The organism is Streptomyces sp. SID13726, from assembly GCF_010548375.1.
In the GTDB taxonomy this organism is placed as follows: Bacteria; Actinomycetota; Actinomycetes; order Streptomycetales; family Streptomycetaceae; genus Streptomyces.
On sequence record NZ_JAAGLY010000025.1, the window covers coordinates 1 to 17,187 of the forward strand.

Annotated in this window: 15 protein-coding genes and 1 pseudogene; 6 read left to right on the forward strand and 10 right to left on the reverse strand. The window is 69.4% G+C overall.

Annotated elements, in window-relative coordinates; genetic code table 11:
• Positions 1-30: 30 nt before the first annotated feature.
• Both G3I78_RS39100 and G3I78_RS39105 read left to right on the forward strand, forming a co-directional pair.
• Positions 31-1,293 (forward strand): annotated as a pseudogene (locus G3I78_RS39100) (PQQ-binding-like beta-propeller repeat protein); the annotation flags it as partial.
• A 34-nt stretch (positions 1,294-1,327) separates the two neighbouring features.
• A complete protein-coding gene (locus G3I78_RS39105) occupies positions 1,328-1,819 on the forward strand; it encodes a hypothetical protein (protein WP_164433773.1) in 492 nt (163 codons plus the stop codon).
• A 3-nt stretch (positions 1,820-1,822) separates the two neighbouring features.
• Here G3I78_RS39105 and G3I78_RS39110 read toward each other — a convergent pair whose 3' ends face one another.
• Genes G3I78_RS39110 through G3I78_RS39125 form a run of 4 tightly spaced genes read right to left on the reverse strand, consistent with a single transcriptional unit; the run spans position 1,823 to position 5,167 of the window.
• Positions 1,823-2,791: an alpha/beta hydrolase gene (locus tag G3I78_RS39110; protein WP_164433775.1), complete on the reverse strand. Its 969-nt coding sequence runs from the start codon at positions 2,789-2,791 to the stop codon at positions 1,823-1,825.
• A 36-nt stretch (positions 2,792-2,827) separates the two neighbouring features.
• Positions 2,828-3,613, reverse strand: coding sequence for an enoyl-CoA hydratase/isomerase family protein (locus G3I78_RS39115; protein WP_164433777.1), 786 nt, complete (start codon positions 3,611-3,613; stop codon positions 2,828-2,830).
• On the reverse strand, positions 3,598-4,005 hold the full coding sequence (locus G3I78_RS39120; RefSeq protein WP_164433779.1) for an OB-fold domain-containing protein: 408 nt from the start codon (positions 4,003-4,005) through the stop codon (positions 3,598-3,600). Before G3I78_RS39120 ends, G3I78_RS39115 begins: the two co-directional genes overlap by 16 nt.
• Position 4,006: 1 nt before the next feature.
• Complete coding sequence (locus G3I78_RS39125; protein ID WP_164433781.1) at positions 4,007-5,167, reverse strand: lipid-transfer protein; 1,161 nt, start codon at positions 5,165-5,167, stop codon at positions 4,007-4,009.
• Between the two features lie 105 nt (positions 5,168-5,272).
• On the opposite strand from G3I78_RS39125, the gene G3I78_RS39130 reads away from it, so the two are divergent.
• Complete coding sequence (locus tag G3I78_RS39130) at positions 5,273-6,835, forward strand: FadD3 family acyl-CoA ligase (RefSeq protein ID WP_164433783.1); 1,563 nt, start codon at positions 5,273-5,275, stop codon at positions 6,833-6,835.
• A gap of 171 nt (positions 6,836-7,006) precedes the next feature.
• Positions 7,007-7,633: a DUF6461 domain-containing protein gene (locus G3I78_RS39135; protein ID WP_239158325.1), complete on the forward strand. Its 627-nt coding sequence runs from the start codon at positions 7,007-7,009 to the stop codon at positions 7,631-7,633.
• Between the two features lie 63 nt (positions 7,634-7,696).
• On the opposite strand, the gene G3I78_RS53030 is transcribed toward G3I78_RS39135, so the two are convergent.
• Positions 7,697-12,220 (reverse strand): Tat pathway signal protein, encoded by a 4,524-nt coding sequence (locus G3I78_RS53030; RefSeq protein WP_164433787.1) that lies wholly within the window; start codon positions 12,218-12,220, stop codon positions 7,697-7,699.
• A 97-nt stretch (positions 12,221-12,317) separates the two neighbouring features.
• Positions 12,318-12,530 (reverse strand): hypothetical protein, encoded by a 213-nt coding sequence (locus G3I78_RS39145; protein WP_164433789.1) that lies wholly within the window; start codon positions 12,528-12,530, stop codon positions 12,318-12,320.
• Between the two features lie 807 nt (positions 12,531-13,337).
• On the opposite strand from G3I78_RS39145, the gene G3I78_RS39150 reads away from it, so the two are divergent.
• Positions 13,338-13,910 (forward strand): SMI1/KNR4 family protein, encoded by a 573-nt coding sequence (locus G3I78_RS39150; protein WP_239158326.1) that lies wholly within the window; start codon positions 13,338-13,340, stop codon positions 13,908-13,910.
• Here the strand turns inward: G3I78_RS39150 and G3I78_RS39155 are convergent.
• Genes G3I78_RS39155 through G3I78_RS39165 form a run of 3 tightly spaced genes read right to left on the reverse strand, consistent with a single transcriptional unit; the run spans position 13,877 to position 15,968 of the window.
• Entirely contained in the window at positions 13,877-14,887 is a 1,011-nt protein-coding gene (locus G3I78_RS39155) for an aldo/keto reductase (protein WP_164433793.1), read from the reverse strand. The genes G3I78_RS39150 and G3I78_RS39155 overlap by 34 nt on opposite strands.
• Positions 14,888-14,932: 45 nt before the next feature.
• On the reverse strand, positions 14,933-15,136 hold the full coding sequence (locus G3I78_RS39160; protein ID WP_164433795.1) for a DUF397 domain-containing protein: 204 nt from the start codon (positions 15,134-15,136) through the stop codon (positions 14,933-14,935).
• Positions 15,093-15,968: a helix-turn-helix transcriptional regulator gene (locus G3I78_RS39165; RefSeq protein ID WP_164433797.1), complete on the reverse strand. Its 876-nt coding sequence runs from the start codon at positions 15,966-15,968 to the stop codon at positions 15,093-15,095. The genes G3I78_RS39160 and G3I78_RS39165 overlap by 44 nt, the downstream gene beginning before the upstream one ends.
• Before the next feature lie 119 nt (positions 15,969-16,087).
• On the opposite strand from G3I78_RS39165, the gene G3I78_RS39170 reads away from it, so the two are divergent.
• Positions 16,088-16,732 (forward strand): ATP-binding protein, encoded by a 645-nt coding sequence (locus G3I78_RS39170; RefSeq protein WP_164433799.1) that lies wholly within the window; start codon positions 16,088-16,090, stop codon positions 16,730-16,732.
• A gap of 63 nt (positions 16,733-16,795) precedes the next feature.
• Here the strand turns inward: G3I78_RS39170 and G3I78_RS39175 are convergent, their stop codons facing one another.
• Positions 16,796-16,984, reverse strand: coding sequence for a hypothetical protein (locus G3I78_RS39175; protein WP_164433801.1), 189 nt, complete (start codon positions 16,982-16,984; stop codon positions 16,796-16,798).
• Positions 16,985-17,187 lie beyond the last annotated feature (203 nt).

The following is a 17,187-nucleotide window of genomic DNA, read 5'->3' on the forward strand; positions in this document are numbered from 1 at the left end:
GCGGCGTAGGCCTCTCGGCCCACGTTGGTGGCCGTGAAGGCGCCGCCGCCGGAGGCCGGGCTGGTCGCCTCCTGGTCCCGGCCGCGCCCCGGCGTCAACGGCACGGAACCCGCCGTCGGCCCCGCCGTACCGGCGCCGCAGCCCGTGCCCGCGGAGACCGCGGCGGGCTGGCGCCCCTGGCGTTTCCGCATGTCGAACGATGTGTGGGGCACCCCGTCCGTCGCCGGTGACCTCGTCTACGTCACCTCCTTCGAGGTGCACGCCCTCGACGTCGGCACCGGCCGCCGCCGCTTCAAGACCCGGGACGTGGCCTGGTCGATGGCGGTCGCGGACGGCCGTATCCACGCCTCCGACGGCCCCACCCTCTTCGCCCTGGACGCCCGCGAGGGCGCCGACCAGTGGCGGCTGAACACCGACGCCTGGGTGTACTCCCTCAAGGCCGAGCGGGGCACGGTCGTCACCGGCACCCGCGGCGGCGGCGTCCAGGGCTGGGAGGCCGCCAACGGCCAGAAGCTCTGGGAGATCGCCGGCTGCCAGACCGACTTCGAGTCCCCGGAGGCGGGCCCCGCGCTCCACGAGGGCACGGTGTACGTCTGGCAGGAGGGCCGGCTGCGGGCCCTGGACGCCCGTACCGGCGACGAGCGCTGGGCGTTCCCCATCGGCGACGCGGCCTCCTGCGGCGGGGTGCCGGTCCGGGTGGCCCAGGCCAACGACGGGTTCGTGTACCTCTCGGCCGGCACCCGGGTCATGGCCCTCGACGTGGCGACCGGGCGGGTGCGCTGGCACTTCGAGGCGCCCGCGGTCTTCCTGTGCCCGCCCACCTTCGTGCCGGGCGCCGCGGTCACGGGCGGCGGGGTCTACCTCGCCGACTACCTCGGCACGGTGTACGCCCTCGACGCGGCGGACGGCCGCGACCGCTGGCGGATCGCGACCGAGGCCCGTGCCTCGGTGGAGCCGGTCCTGGTCGCCGGGGGCCATGTGCACGTGGGCAGCGGCAAGGGCCTCTACACCCTGGACGCCGTCACCGGCACGCCCAAGTGGCGCTTCCAGGCCGGCGGCGACATTGTGGGGGCGCCCGCGGTGGCCGAGGGCCGGATCCACTTCGGCTCGACCGACCACCTCCTCTACACCCTGAAGGCCGACGACGGCCGCCTGCGCTGGAAGCTGGCCACCGGCGGGGAGATCACGGGTTCGCCGGTGGTGCGCGACGGAGTGGTGTACGCGTGCAGCAAGGACCGGTGCGTGTACGCGCTGGACGCGGAGAAGGGGACGGGGACGGCCCGGACCAACTGAGGGCGCTGTCAGCGGCCCCCGTTAGAGTGATCACATGCATTCACGGGGGCGTGTTCTCAGGCTTACGACGGTCATGGCGGTGGTGCTGCTCGCGCTGACCGGGTTCTCCACCGGCCACAAGAGCAGCGGGCGGCACAAGAGCAGTCACCGCGACGGTGACAGCGGCGGGGGGTGCAGCAGCTCCCGCCAGGACCACGACAGCTACAGCACCAGCGGGGGAAGCGGCGGCGGCAGTTCGTCCAGCCGGACCAAGGTGCTGAAGGACGGTTCGGTGCGGCTCGTGAGCTGTGCCACGAAGAGCGACCCGTACTCGACGGCCGAGGTCACCAACCCGAACAGCCGCCAGGGCACCTTCAAGGTCTCCTTCTCCTTCGACGACAAGGACGGGCACCTGCTCTCGGTCGAGTACCCGGAGGTCACGGTGGACGCGAAGGGCACGGAGACCGTCCGTGTGATGGCGAGCGCCGCCCTCCTCAAGCACCTCGACCACTGCCAGGTCGAACCGGAAGCCGACCGGGTGAACTGACCGTCAGTCCCGCAGCCCCGTCAGGAACTCCAGCAGCGCCGCGTTCACCTCGTCCGGCCGCTCCTGCTGGGTCCAGTGGCCGCAGCCCGGGAGCACCAGGGGCTCGCGGACCAGGTTCGGCATCAGCTGCGGAAGCTTCTCGATCAGCTCCGGGGTGCCGGGGAACGCCGGGACGAGGTCCCGGTCGCCGTACACATAGAGGGCTGGCGGGGTGACCCTGGCGCCGTGCCACGGGGCCGTCAGGTGCCAGTTGCGGTCCAGGTTGCGGTACCAGTTGAGGGCGCCGGTGAAGCCGTCGGTGTAGCTCGCGGCGAGTTCGTCGAGGTCCTGCTCGGTGAGCCAGGCGGGGAGTTCGACGGGGTCGGGCATGTCCGCGAGCCAGCCGCGGTCCGGGTCGCTCACCAGGGCCTGCTCGTAGCGGCCGGCGCCGGGGGCGTCGCCCGAGGCGCCGTAGAGCAGCCTGCGCAGGGCCGCGCGCGGGTCCTTGCCGAACTCGGCGTCGGCCACCCCCGGCCGGTTGAAGTAGTTCCAGTAGAAGCGGCCCTCGAACCGCTCCTGCATGGTCACGAGCGGCGGCCGCTCGCCCCGGAACGGCGGCGGCACGCTCAGCCCCGCCACCCCGCGCACCACGTCGGGCCGGAACAGCGCGGTGTGCCAGGCCACCGGCGCCCCCCAGTCGTGCCCGACGACGTACGCCGACTCCTCGCCCAGCGCGTGGATCAGCCCGACCACGTCACCGACCAGGTCGAGGATGCTGTACGCCGACACGTCCCGCGGATGGTCGCTCGTGCCGTATCCGCGCTGGTCGGGCGCGACCGCCCGGAACCCGGCCGCGGCCAGCGGGCCGAACTGGTGGCGCCAGGAGTGCCAGGACTCGGGGAAGCCGTGCAGGAGCACGACGAGCGGTCCCTCGCCCTCCTCCGCGATGTGCAGCCGTATGCCGTTCACGTCGATCGTGCGATGTTCAACCATGAGGTGAGCATACGCCTGTATGGGGCACCGAGATTGCTAACGCAATCGGAACCCGGGCTGTCGCGAACGGAACAGTCCGGCCTGCCGTTCCAGGGGCAGGTTCCCGAGCGAGACGAGGTGCGGCGCCTGCGCGAAGCCCTGCCGTACGGCGGACTCCTTGGCGGCCCAGAGTGCGCGGACCGTGCCCTGCACCCCCTCCGCCGGGTACCCGGCGATGACCTCCGCGGCGGCGGTCGCGGCAGCCAACACCCCACCCGGCTCGGTGAGTTCGGTGACCAGTCCGATGGTGTGGGCGCGCTCCGCGGAGAGCCGTTCCGCCGTCCCCATCAGCGCCGTCCGGGCGGCCTCCCCGTGCGGCATGACCTGCGCCATGAGCACCGACTCGTAGGCGCTGACCATGCCGTACGTGGTGTGCGGGTCGAAGAAGGTGGCGGCCGGGTCGGCGATCAGGAAGTCGCTCTCGCCGAGGAGGTAGAAGGCGCCCCCGCAGGCCATCCCGTTCACGGCGGCGACGACCGGCTTCCAGAGGTCGTTGGACTTCGGCCCCACGTGCAGGAGCGGATCGTCCGCCATGTACGGGGAGTCGGGCTGCGGCACCTCCGCGTCCCGGTCGAGGCCGGTGCAGAAGGCCCGCTCCCCGGCACCGGTCAGCACGACGGCCCGTACGGTGTCGTCGAACCGCAACTCCCGCCACGCATCGACGAGTTCGTCCCGCATCCCGAGATCGATGGCGTTGAGCCGGTCCGGCCGGTCGAGGGTGACGACCGCGACGCCGGTCTCCTTGTCGGCGGCGACCCGCAGGCCGGTCACGACAGCACCCACTGCGGAAGTCCGTCCGAGAACACCACGTGCACCCGGGCGCCGATCCGGATCCGGTGCGGGTCGAGGGAGCCGATCGGCGCCCCGGCCACGCTGACCAGGTTCCCGACCAGCCGGATCCGCGGGGCCTCCTCCAGCTCCACCACGATCACGTTGTACGGCGCCTGCGCCGCGTAGTCCGGCAGGAGCGGCGGGTGCGGGACGACGTAGGACCAGATCCGGCCGCGCCCGGAGACGGGGCGCCACTCGGTCCCGAACGACCGGCAGTGCGGGCAGCAGGGGCGGGGCGGGAAACGGAGTTCGCCGCAGTCGGCGCAGGCCTGGACGCGGAGTTCGCCCCGGCCCGCGTACTCCCAGAAGGGGGCGCCCGTGGCGTCCTTCACCGGTTCGAGCATGTCAGCTCCCGTCGGTCCTGTTGGTCAGCAGCAGAGCGGAGGTGGGGACGCCCTCGCCGGCGGTGACGAGGCAGGTGGCGGCGTCCGGCACCTGGGCGGTACTGGTGCCGCGCAGCTGCCGTACGCCCTCGTCGATGAGGTTGAAGCCGTGCACGTACGCCTCGGACAGCCCGCCGCCCCCGGTGTTGATCGGCAGCCGGCCGCCGATCTCCAGGGCCCCGCCCTCGGTGAAGGCGCCGCCCTCGCCGCGCCCGCAGAAGCCGTAGCCCTCCAGGGAGAGCGGCACGAGGGCGGTGAACGCGTCGTAGATCTGGGCGACATCGACGTCCTGCGGGGTGAAGTCGGCGTGCTTCCACAGGTGTCGGGCCGCGGTCCAGGCGGGTCCGGTGAGCGGGTCGTCGTTCCAGTAGTTGACCATGCCGTGGTGCTGGGCGGGCAGGCCCTGGGCGGCGGAGTGGACGTAGACCGGGGTGTTCGGGCAGTCCCGGGCGCGCTCCCTGCTGACCAGGACGCAGGCCAACGCCCCGTCGGTCTCCAGGCAGTTGTCGAAGAGGCAGAGGGGCTCGCTGATCCAGCGGGAGGTCATGTACATCTCGCGGGTCAGGGGGCGGTCGTACATGATCGCGGCGGGGTTCTGGTTGGCGCGGTTGCGGCAGGCGAGGGCGACGTTGAAGAGGTGGTCGCGGGTGGCGCCGTACTCGTGCATGTAGCGGCGGGTGAGCATGGCGATCTCGTCGGCGGGCCGGAGCAGGCCGAAGGGTCTCGTCCACTGGGCGGGGGTGGGGAGTTGGACGGTGGTGTTGGTCCAGGGGCGGGGCCCGGACCCGCGCTTGCGCGAGCGCCAGGCGACCCCGACGCTCGCCTGGCCGCTCGCTATCGCCGCCGCGAGATGGGCGACCGTGGCACACGAACCGCCGCCGCCGTAGCCGACCTTGCTGAAGAAGGTGAGGTCACCGAAGCCGACGGACTTGGCCAGCTCGACCTCGTCGGTCTCCTCCATGGTGTACGAGGCCAGGGCGTCGACCTCGCCGGGGTCGATACCGGCGTCGTCGAGGGCGGCGAGCACGGCCCGGCAGGCGAGCGTCCTCTCGTCCTCGGCGAGGTTCCTGGCAAAGGGAGTTCGTCCGATACCCACGATCGCCGTGGCGTCCTTGAGGGTCACGCCGTACGCACCTCCGCACACTGTGAGGGCTGCTGACAGCCCGTCAGGCTACAGCTAATCTGACGGGTAGTCAGCTAACGCGTTTCCGCTTTCGGGGAGGCCGATGTGGAGTGGCGCAGCATCCCGGAACTGGTCCGGCGGGCGGCGGAGCGGTACGGCTCCGCGGAGGCCGTGGTGGAGGGCCGTCAGCGGGTCTCGTACGGCGAGTTGGGCGCCCGCGTGGAGCGAGCGGCGGCGGCCTGCATCGCCAACGACGTGCGGCCCGGCGACCGGGTGGCCGTCTGGGCCCCCAACTCCCTTGACTGGATGGTCTCGGCGCTGGGCGCGGTGTCGGCGGGCGCGGTCCTGGTGCCGCTCAACACCCGCTTCAAGGGCACGGAGGCGGCGGACGTCCTGCGCCGCAGCGGGACCCGGCTGCTCTTCATCACCGGCACCTTCCTCGGCACCTCGTACGTGGCGTCCCTGCGCCGGGCGGTGGCGGAGGGGCCCGGTCTTCCGGACCTGGAGCAGGTCGTGGTGCTCTCGGACGACGCGCCCGCCGACTACCGCACCTGGAAGGACTTCCTGGCGAGCGGGGACGGCGTGGGGGAGGCGGAGGTGCGGGCGCGTGCCTCGGCCGTCGAGGGGGACTGGCCCTCGGACATCGTCTTCACCTCCGGCACCACGGGCCGCCCCAAGGGTGCGGTGATCACCCACGAGCAGACGCTGCGGGCGTACGAAGTCTGGTGCGAGCTGGCCGGGTTGAGACAGGGCGACCGCTATCTGATCGTCAACCCCTTCTTCCACACCTTCGGTTACAAGGCCGGGGTGATCGCCTGTCTGATGCGCGGGGCGACGATGATCCCGCAGCCGGTCTTCAACGTCGACACCGTGCTCGCGAACATCGCCGCGGAACGCGTCTCGGTGCTCCCGGGCCCGCCCACCCTCCACCAGTCCCTCCTCGACCACCCGGCCCGCTCCTCCCACGACCTGTCCGCCCTGCGCCTGGTGGTGACCGGCGCCGCGGTCGTCCCCCTCCGACTGGTCGAGCAACTGCACGGCGAACTCGGCGTGGAGACGGTCCTGACCGCGTACGGCCTCTCCGAGGCGAGCGGCATCGTCACGATGTGCCGGCGCGGTGACCCGCTGCCGGTGATCGCGTCGACGTCCGGGCGGGCGATCCCCGGCACGGAGGTGCGAGTCGAGGCACCGGACGGACAGCCCGGCGAGATCCTGGTCCGCGGCTTCAACGTGATGCGCGGCTACTACGAGGACGCGGCGGCCACCGCGGAGGCCGTGACCCCGGACGGCTGGCTGCGCACCGGCGACATCGGCGTCCTGGACCCGGCGGGCAACCTGCGGATCACCGACCGCCTGAAGGACATGTTCATCGTCGGCGGCTTCAACGCGTACCCGGCGGAGATCGAGCAACTCCTCGGCCTGCACCCGGGGGTGGCCGACGTGGCGGTGATCGGGGTGCCGGACGCCCGGCTCGGCGAGGTCGGCAAGGCGTATGTGGTGCGCCGTCCGGGTGCTGTCCTGACCGCCGACGATCTGATCGCGTGGGCTCGGCGGGAGATGGCGAACTACAAGGTGCCGAGGGTGGTGGAGTTCGTGGTGGGGCTGCCTCGGAACGCGAGTGGGAAGGTGGTGAAGGGGGAGTTGCGGGGGGCAGGGGTCGTGGAGTGATCTCGCGGGCCGGGCCGGCTGTGTCGGGCAGCACCACGAACCCTGTCGTGTCGTCGGTGCGCTTGGCGATCTCCAGGGGCACGGCGAGTCGTCCCGGCACCCTCGACGAGGCCGACGGTGCCGTACGGCGATATGGCAGGGTGTGGACACCAGTCGGTGTGTGGAGGATGCATGGATGGGATTCGGTGGGTGGCCGGCGAATGGCGGTCGCGTGGGTACTGTCTGTCGTTCGCTCGCGGCATCGATTCCCGGGAGCTGGCGGTCCGTCTCGGTGCAGACCCCGGCGAACCTCCCGCAGAGATGACCGAGGCGCAGGCCCTCGGGATGCTCGACTACGAGAGCTGCTACACGGTGGCACGTTTCGGTGAACTCGGGGGATGGTCTTTCGCCGTTGAGTCAGGGGCCGGTTCCAACGCGTTGCTCGAAAGCGACAGGATATCGAGCGGTGGGGTCGAGCTGGTGCACTTCAATCCGCAGCCCGATCACCCGCCGTCCCTTTTCTCCTACGCGAAGGACGGGCACTCCGTGTGCTTCTTTCCCTTCTTGTCGGAGCGCGTGGAGAACGGCGGCTCGCAGCCGGATCTCCTCGTTCCCGCGATGAAGGAGTTCGGTGTCCTCGATGGCGAAGGACGACGTGTTCCGTGGGGCGACGGCCAGAGCCAGTCCGCCGCTGAGGCGATGGCGTGTACCTTCGCGGCGATCGAAGCGCACTTCGGCCTGTCACTCCCGAGGGACGCGGTGGTCGACGGCCGTCTGCCCACGTCGGTCACGGTGAGGGACGAGCCGCGCTTCTGGTGACCTGCGGACCCACGAGTGGGGGATGTCCCGACGGGACACCCCCCACTCGGCCTTCAGACGGTTCTACGGGGCCATCGTGCAGACGACCGGCAGAGAGGCCGCCGAGCACGACGAGAAGCCGGGAGTCTCGATGAAGTACTCATCGGTGTCCATGAGGCGGTACTTGTCGACGAATCCCTTGGGGAAGCGCGCCATGGAACCGGAGTTGACCCATCCCGACATGGAGGACCGTCCGCACACCTCGTTCCATTTGGGGAAGTCGTAGCGGTCGTCGTCGTACAGCTTGTACTGTCCGCTGTCGGACCGGGTGGCCACGGTCTGCACACACTTGTCACCGGTGGAAGGGTTGGTTCCTCCCATGGCGGCGGGCATGCCCGCGCTCTGGTAGGTGGCGGCGAAGGGGAATTCGTCGCAACTCGGTCTGTCATTGGGGTTGTTGGTCAGGAACAGGGTGGATTGCGGGCTCCTGACATAGGAGTCCGGGCACACTACCTGGCGGTTGTCCTCCGGGTCCCGCTCGTAGAGGTTCTTGTCCGCCTGCGGCAGGTAGAAGAGCGGCGAGTCGTGGGACTTGCTGCCCGGGTGGCCGGGAAGCCCTTCACTGATCAGCCAGGCGTGCGCTGCCGCAGCCGGATACTTCGCGGAGTTGAACACGTAGGTGGGCACGTACTTCTCGAAGACGCATCCGGGGCTGGTGGTCGTCCCGGCCGTCCGGTCGCATCGGACGTCGAAGTCGGGCGTGGACGTTCCGAGATCGGCCGGGGTGAGCATGACCGGCGTGGTCCCGCTCGCGACCTGGCCCTGAACCTCCCATGAGAGCTTGAGCTCCTTGTCGTCCTCCTGCCCCGTCCACTCGTTGGTGTAGGTGGCGTAGGCGGAGTGCAGGTCCGTGCCGTTGGTCTGCCAGGTGTTGCTTCCCTCCCAGACCGCCGCGCTGGTGGAGCACTCCGGTGCGCAGCCGAAGGACGGCGTCATGGTGAGCGGGCCGAAACCCTCGGTCGCGGGAGCGGGGCCGCCGGCGGACGGCTCGGTGAACTCGACCGGGATGAAGGAGATCTTCTGCTGGAAGGTCGGTGCGGCAGCCTGCAGCTTGATCTGGACGGATGACGCGAACTTCGCCCCACCGCTCCAGTACGGATCCCCGTTGATCTCCACGTAGTAGTCGAACGAGATGGGGGTGATCTTCTTCAGACAGGCTTCGTACCGTTTGAACCAGTCGTTGCCCACCGAGACACCCGTGTCGCCGCACCAGGTGACGAGATCGTAGGTGCTGTCGGTGGCGAGTGCGCTGCTGACCTTGGCCTTCTCCTTGCTCGTCAGGTCTCCCGGCTTGCCGACCGACATGCATACGGTCCGGCCGCCACCGATGCTCTTGCACGTGCTCGACGCGGTCCCCTCCGTCTTCGGCGTGGCGCGAAGCGCTGTCGTGGCGGGGATGTCCCGGCTGCCTGTCCTCGGCTCCTGGTAGTCGTCGAGAACTGGATTGGGCGCGGTGGCGTCGGGTTCCGGCAGGCTGATGTCGATCAGATGCTCGTCGACCGGTACGAAGGCGACGGCGTCCCAGGCGACGTCCTTGTCTCCGGTGCCGGTGTCAGTGCTGTTGGAGAGACTGATCTGGGGTGTCGTGCCGTTGAAACGGTAGGCGCCGATGTCGACCCACTTGTTGGAGTCGTTGGCGCTCTGATCGAGCCGGGTGACGGTGGTGCCGACGGCGGTGGGGATCGAGTACTCGACGTCCGTCGCCTGCGCACCGGTGTCCGGGACGTGGACGTAGATCCTGGCGCCCTTCTTGGGGAGCGGGCCGTTGAGTTTCCATGTGCCCAGCACGGTCATGCGCCCGGCGTCGCCGCCGAGGTGTGCCGCGTCACGGGTGTGCGCGTACCAGAAGTGGCCCTGATAGCCGCCGCCGATCTGGTGCAGGTCGGCCTTGGCGTCGTACTGGCCCATGCCGGGACCCGTGGCGTTCGGGTCGGGATAGAACGTGAACTGGAAGGACCCGTCGGATGTCGTCGTTCCGCAGTCACTCCAGGTCGGGGTGGCTGCGGGTACCGAGTCGACGACGTAGGAGCCCGCAGGCGCCCCGCTGCACACGGGCGTGCCGTACTGGAGCCGGGAGCCGCGCCCAGGCTCGCTGACCAGGGTCTGGTACTTGATGTTCTCGAAGCCGCAGGTCGAGGCGCAGGTGGACTTCCAGGTGGCGTTGGACGCGTTCCACCAGTACTGGGTGTAGCAGGCGGCGTCCGGGCAGTCGGGCGGGTTGGCGGTGTCGCAGTTGTTCTGGGAGTTGCAGAACGTGTCGAGCGGCGGTGAGACGTGGGCCCGGTTGTAGGTCGCGGCGCCGGGGACCGTGTAGGCGGCGGACGTGCCGTTCCAGTAGGCGGGCCGGAAGCCGGCGGAGGAGAAGCCGGACTCGCCGGGCCAGTCCTGGCGGCCGGAGGTGGCGTAGGAGTGGCCGGTGTCGATGGACCAGGCGGCCCAGCCCATCACCTTCTCCTCGTAGGGCCAGTTCTGCGGGTGGGCGGCGTCCTTGGCGGCGAGGGGGTCCATGTCGGTGTTCATGAAGCTCAGCCGGGAGGCGGGATAGACCGGGTTGGCGGGGTTGTTGTACCAGCCCAGACCCCAGTTGCCGTTGGTGCCCTCGTCCGCCTTCTTGTTGAAGCCGAGGTTGTAGTTCCAGACGGCGGCGAACCAGTTCTCGGGCTTGGCCGGGTCGTCGTTGTTCACGGTGATCGTCTGGCCGGACTCGTGCACCTCGTTCCACTTGTCGGCGAGGATGTGCAGCGAGGCGGCGATGTTGGTGGCGTAGTCGAGGGCGACCGCGCGCTGTGTGCTGACCGGGAGGGACGTCTCGCCCTCCTTCTCGTATCCGGCCTTGCGCATCCCGTCGGTGACCTGCCCGACGCCGTAGCCGCAGTCGGACTTGTCCCAGTTGATCGTCCAGTAGTCGGCGAGCGTGCCGCCGCTCTGGTGTCCGTAATAGCCGTCGACGGCCGCGAGCGGACTGCCCATCTGGCCCGGGATGGCGCCGGATTCGGCCTGCCACAGGTTGGACTCCTGGGCGAGGATGCCGAGTTCGACCTGCGCGGGGATACGGCCGCTGGTGCCGTTCAGCGTGGGGACCGGGAACATGCCCTGCGGGTCGATGGTGGAGATCCCGGTCTGGGAGCGCCAGCCGCCCTGGGTGAGGTAGCCGGAGCGCAGATCGCCGCGGACGGCCATGTCCACGGCCCACTCGACCTGGTTCGGGGTGGGCTGGAGGGCCTGGGTGGCGGTGTCGTTGCGGGGCACGGAGCACCAGGCGTCGGTGTCGACCGGATCGTGGGCCCGGGAGTCGTCGTCGGCCGCGGTCAGCGTGCTCATCGTCGACAGCTGCGGCTTCGCCGAACCGGTCAGTGCCGGTGACGGCCTGCTGCCCGCGGTGCTGCCGGGCGCCGGGGCCGCCTGCCTGGTGTGCCTGCCGGTGCCGGCGGCGGTGCCGGTGATGGTCAGGGTGTGGCTGACGTGACCCGGTGTCGTCCCGGCTGCGGGTTCCTCGGTCGTGGTCCTGGTGAAGCCCTGGCCGGCGTTCTTGATGTTGTCGACGCCCGCGAGGACGGCAGGGGAGAGGACGGGGTCGACGGCCAGGCGGCCGCGGGTGGAGACCTCCGCGTCGGGTGCGACGTCCAGGGCTTTGATGCCGCTGGCCGCGAAGCCCTTGCCGCGGGTGGCCTTTCCGGTCAGGTAGACCTTGCCGTCCGTGCCCTGGCGCAGGTTCATCGCGGTGAGCCGGCCGCTCGCGACGGTCGACTTCCTGCCGTGCGCGAAGGTCTGTACGTCGGCATCGGTGTCGCCGGTGCGGTCGAGATAGCCGACCGTGCCGTCGGCGGCCACCCGGATGCCGTACGGGGCGTGCCGGGTGGCGGTGAGCGCGGTGGTCCTGCCCTTGCGGTCCACGTGGACGAGCCGGTTCCCGGCGGCCGCGATCACGCCGTCCCCGGTGGGCACGGCCGAGGTGATCTCGCCCTTCGCCGTGGTGTCGGCGACGGTGGCGCCCTTGGTGTCCACCGTGACCAGACGCGTCTTCGTGTCGCGCAGCGCGGTGAAGGCGGCGGTGTGCGTGGCCGGGTTGCAGGTCGGGTCGAAGTAGGCCAGGGACGCGGTGAACGGCAGCTTGGTGACGCCGCCGTCGTCGAGGTTCACGACCGCGGTGAACGCGCCGCCCATCATCAGGTCCGGCTTGTTGGTGAAGGTGCGGGGGGCGTAGACGACGGCCGCGTGGTGGTCGTCCATGACACAGCTGTTGCCGATCCACGTGTCGGCCGGAAGCTGAGGCTCACTCAGCACCGTGACCGTCTTCCACGCGTACGCGTCCTTGCTGTCCGCGACGAGCAGGTGCAGTCCGTCGCTGTCGGCGGCGCTGGTCACGGCCCGGTCGGAGGAGGTCTTCCAGCCCTTGCCCAGGGTGGTGTCCGGCGTCTTGACGGCCCCCTTCGGAGCGGTGGGCGCCGGCTGCGACGAGGGAGTGGGCTCGGGGGAGGTGGGTTTCGCGGCGGCGGGCTGGATCTGTATCAGCCCGGTCAGGGCCGCGGTGACGGCGAGGACCGTCACCGCGGGTCTTCTACGGCCGGATATCAACTGGTTTCCTCATCTCTTCTCGGCAAGGGAGATACGGACGTTGACCGGTACCTGTGCGGCGATCCGGGTCTCAGCCGGCGATGGGAGTGAACTGATCGACGTAGATCTTCGGAACCTGCGGAACCGGGCCCATGTCCTTCGAGCCGATGACCGCCTCGTCGCGGCCGGTTCTGCCCGGAGGGACATCCTGAAGCCAGTAGCGGTTGTACGCGGTCCAGCCCTTGCCGTCCGCGATGCTGATCTGGACCGAGTACGTGGTGTCCCGCCCGGAGGTGTTGGTCACCTCGATCTCGGTACGGACACCGCTGCTTTCCGGTGTGGCACGAACGACCAGGTCTCCGTACACCAGGACACGTGTACGGCCTTCGGAGTGAACCGAGGGCACAGGCGAGGGAGTTACTCGCGGACTGCTCTGTCCAGCGCTCGGAGTCGCCGGCCGCCGGGACGCGGCGGGCTTGTCGGCCACGGCGTCCGTGCACCCGGCGGCCAGCACACACACCGCCATCAGGCACAGCGCCCGGAGCGTTCTCGATCCGGGCACCGCAGCGTCGACGTTCACCGGGCGAAGGCCGCCGCAGCCAGCTTGGCGCGGGCAGACTTGACCCTCATGTTCCCCCTCCCCCTACCGGCGCCGGGCGGAGCCGGTGACACAGCGTCAATTACGGTCCCTGCGCGCTCAGTTGCTCAACGCAAGATCCGCAGACGGGCGAGAACCTATCACCGGCCTGTGCAAAGGGGCGTACAAATCTTCTATTGCCGATGAACCCGGGAGCGGATCAAGTCATCAGGCCGCGCCCTGTTCGCCGGACGCAGAAGTAAAAGGCATCCATTGAATAGGCCGAAGAAAATCCAAACACAAGCAAAGGAAATTCAAAGTCGGTCCCTCGGTGACGCGACGAAAGCGGTCCAGGTCGCGGCCGGGCAGAGCAGTGCGTGGAGGAACCGCGGGACGGAGATCCGCCTGCCCGGCTATGCCGATTCACCACGTGGTACAGAGGTGCTCATGGCTACAGGAGTACCTGGTCTTACCGAGTTGTGGCGACGCTTCGACAATTGGCTGGCCGAGCATGCCCCTGGAGACCATGGGTCCTTGCGGCCGGGTTGTCCGGACGGCGAGTTCAAGCGTCTGGAAGACGGCCTCGGCTTCTCCCTCCATGGGGATGTGACGACAACCCTCGGACTGCACAACGGCGTCACCACGCGGAGGGCCAGTACGGAGGCGGGAGCCTTCCTCCTCGGCTACAGCCTCTTGGACGTCGACGGAATACTGGAAGCTCATCGAGATCTCGTCTCGATGGTGGAGGATGCCCGCGAGGAGGGCGAGGAGGATTTGGTCGTCGGCCGCATCGCCGACAGACAATGGGTTCCCCTCGCCCGGAACATCTCCGGCGATCTGCTGTTCGTGGACCACCGGCGTCGTCACTCCGGAGAAATCGGGGAGATGTCGTTCGGTGATCCCGAGTACCGCGTGCTGTGGCCGCGCATGGATCTCATGCTCGTGGATCTGTGCGACTCGGTGGAGAACGGCACTCCGGTGACCTCAGTGCCGCGAGTTCCCGTTGTGTATGAGGGGCGGATGATCGAGTGGCACGTCCGGCGGTTGTTCGGGTGCCCAGGGGCACGTTCCGCTTACCGGGAGCCCGCCGCAGGGCGGGACTTGTAGAAGGACTCCTCCAGGTAGACGGACGGGTGCGGTTGGTAGGGGGCTTCCAGGTAGGCGGCCTCGTCCTCGTCGAGTTCGACGTCCACCGCCGTGATCGCTTCGGTGAGTTGGGGCGGCTTGGTGACGCCGACGATGGGGGAGGTCACCGTTGGGTTGCGCATGACCCAGGCCAGGGCGATCTGGGCCGGGGACAGGCCCCGCTTGCGCGCGATCTCGTGGACGCGGTCGGCCACCGCCTGGTCCTCGTCTCGGTAGAGGATCTTGTCGCCCTCGTCGGTCGCGGCGCGCGTCGTGGCGGTGTCCCGGGCCCGTGTCAGCCTGCCCCGGGCCAGTGGGCTCCACGGGATCACGCCGATGCCCTGGTCGGCGCAGAGGGGGAGCATCTCCCGCTCCGCCTCCCGGTGGATGAGGTTGTAGTGGTCCTGCATCGACACGAACCGGGTCCAGCCGTTCAGGTCGGCGAGGTACAGGGCCTTGGTGAACTGCCAGGCGTACATGGAAGAGGCGCCGAGGTAGCGGACCTTCCCGGACCTGACCGTGTCGTGCAGTGCCTCCAGGGTTTCCTCGATCGGGGTGTCGTAGTCCCAGCGGTGGATCTGGTAGAGGTCGATGTAGTCGGTTCCCAGGCGCTTCAGGGAGGCGTCGAGTTCGGCGAAGATCGCCTTGCGGGACAGCCCGGCGCCGTTCGGGCCCGGGCGCATCCGCATCCACACCTTCGTGGAGAGAACGACCTCCTCGCGCCGGGCGAAGTCCCTGACCGCCTGGCCGACGATCTCCTCACTGCTTCCGGCGCTGTACCCGTTGGCCGTGTCCAGGAAGTTGACGCCGGCCTCAAAGGCCTGCCTGATGATGTCCCGACTGGCGTCCGCGCCAAGGGACCAGGGCTCGCCGCCCCGGTCCGGCTCGCCGAAGCTCATGCAGCCCAGGGCGATGGCGGAGACTTCCAGTCCGGTCTTTCCGAGCTTGATGTATCGCATGCGGCCGAACCTAGGAGCTGAAGTGCGCTCCAACGCAAGCGGCGGTCAGTTCCTCAGCGAGGTGACGAAAGCGGTCCAGGTTGCGGATGGGAGGAACAGTACGGGGCCGTCGTGGGCCTGCTTCGAGTCCCGGACGGGGATGACGCCGGGGAAGCCCTGGGCTACCTCGACGCAGTCGCCTCCGGTGCCGTTGCTGTAGCTGCTCTTACTCCAGCGGGCGGTGCTCAGGTCGATCTCGGTGCTTGCCATTACGGTAGTCCTCCGCCGTTGCCTGGATCAGTGCGAGGGACGCCTCGGTCGAGAGTGCGGCGGCCCTGAGCAGATCGTACTGCTCGCGGTACTGCTTCACGAGCGCCGGATAGTCGATGAGTTGGCTGCTGTGCAGGCCCTCCAGGTAGACCAGCGGTGGTGCCTCCCGGAAGGTCATGACCTTCGTCATGCCCATCATGAACGGGTGGGCGAGGGACGTTTCCGGCATGACCTGCAAAATGGAGCGGGTGGCGTCCACCACCCCCAGGATGTGCTCCAGCAGTTCGGCCATCTCCTGGTCCGGCACGAGGCTGCGGCGGATCAGGGACTCGTCGAGGATCGCCCAGAAGGCGGGAGGCCGCTCGGCGTCGAAGAGTTCGGCCCGCCGCATACGGGCCTCGACCTTCGCCTCGACCTCCTGGGCCGTGGCCCGCGGCATCGCTGCTCGCACGACCGCCCGCGTGTAAGGGGCGGTTTGCAGCAGGCCAGGCACCAGCATCGGCGCCCACTCTTCGATCGTCTCCGCGTGCTGCTCCATCTCCGCCACGTCAGCGAAGTACTCCGCGTGCCCCGACTGCCTTGCCTTGCGGGCGTCTTCACAGCGGCGCTCGAAAAAGCCGTCCGTCTTCAGGACCTTGTCCACATGCCGGGCCAGATCCACCGGCATCCGTCGCTCACCCCGCTCGATCTGGCTCAGGAAAGGGATGCCCCGGAAGCTTCCCTCCGCCAACTGCTCCAGGGTCAGCCCCGCCTGCTCCCTTCGAAAGCGCAACTCGGCGCCGTAGAAGGAGGGGACGTTCGCCGACGCGTCGGGGTCCTTGCGTGAGGGCACAGCTCATCACCGCCGTTTGCCAGTTGCGCTTGCGCAGCCGAAATCCCTTCTACGGTACGGGACTTCCCGTCAGTGTGTGATCGGATCGTCACAGAACGCACTGGAAGGTGTAAGCGACCGTGCCCCCACAACCGCCTCACGGCATCTTCGACACGACCCTTTGCGTGGAGGAACTGCGGGACGCCCTCGCCGTCCACGGCATCACGCTGCCCTCACTGCGGCCGTCCGGCCTCGTCGTCCTCGGCAGTTGTACCGTCCCGACGGCGCGGATACTGGCCGCTGCGCTGCGGGGAGACCGCCGCGCATCCACTCCGGCCGCTCTCGACGTTCGCGTCCTCGCCGTCCCCGAGGTCGTCGCCGACCTGCGTCGATCCGTACGGCGGTACCTGGGGTCCGCTTGCGGCGAAGTCCAGCTGTGTGTCACGGAGTTGGTCGCCAATGTCGTACGGCATGTGGGGGAGGGGACCCCAATCCAGGTGCGGGTGGCGTGCGTGGCCTGTGACCGGGTCCGTGTCGAGGTCACCGATCCCGACGCGCGGGCCCTGCCGGTGCTGCTGCGTGCCGCCGTTGACGAGGAGGCCGGGCGCGGGCTCGCGCTGCTGGACGCCGTGGCGCTGCGGTGGGGTGTGGAGCAGCGGGCTCAGGACAAGACGGTGTGGTGTGAGCTGCCCTGGCCGGAGTCGGAGTCGGAGTCGGAGTCGAGGTCGGGGGCGGAGGGACTCACGCGCCCCGTGTCTCCCGCATACCGGCGAGCCACGACATGACTCGGCCGCGACGGCTCCCCCTCCGCGCCGCCGCGGCCGCTCCCCGTGCGTGGAAAGTCGTAGTCAGGCCTTCTCGTCCGTGGCGTGGTTGTCCAGCGGCTTGACCGTGCCGTCCGTCGCGGCGGCGGCCAGGGTGACGACCTTCTCGGCGCCCGTGGCGTGGTTGTCGAGCGTGGTGACCTCGTCCTCGGTCCCCGTGGCGTGGTTGTCCAGCGGCTTGACGGTGCCGTCCTGCTTCTCGGATTCACTCATGGGTGGTGACTCTCCCGATTCTGTGATGGGCGATGCCCGCCCGGCGACTCCCCCGAGGGCCGCCGGGCGGGCATGTCAGGGTCGGTAACCCTAGCGATGGAGACCACCGCTGACCCGTCTGCCCCCCGACGCGACGGATCGACACGCAGAGCATGTCGTGCGGCGATAAACGAACGATGAACGTCCGCACGCGTGTACGGCCG

Excerpts from the sequence above, each read along its gene's own strand:
- G3I78_RS39120 (WP_164433779.1), bottom strand. The coding sequence starts at position 4,005 with ATGCTCGAACCGGTGAAGGACGCCACGGGCGCCCCCTTCTGGGAGTAC.
- G3I78_RS39110 (WP_164433775.1), bottom strand. The coding sequence starts at position 2,791 with ATGGTTGAACATCGCACGATCGACGTGAACGGCATACGGCTGCACATC.
- G3I78_RS39155 (WP_164433793.1), bottom strand. The coding sequence starts at position 14,887 with ATGCGATACATCAAGCTCGGAAAGACCGGACTGGAAGTCTCCGCCATC.
- G3I78_RS39135 (WP_239158325.1), top strand. The coding sequence starts at position 7,007 with ATGGATGGGATTCGGTGGGTGGCCGGCGAATGGCGGTCGCGTGGGTAC.
- G3I78_RS39160 (WP_164433795.1), bottom strand. The coding sequence starts at position 15,136 with ATGGCAAGCACCGAGATCGACCTGAGCACCGCCCGCTGGAGTAAGAGC.
- G3I78_RS39105 (WP_164433773.1), top strand. The coding sequence starts at position 1,328 with ATGCATTCACGGGGGCGTGTTCTCAGGCTTACGACGGTCATGGCGGTG.
- G3I78_RS39175 (WP_164433801.1), bottom strand. The coding sequence starts at position 16,984 with ATGAGTGAATCCGAGAAGCAGGACGGCACCGTCAAGCCGCTGGACAAC.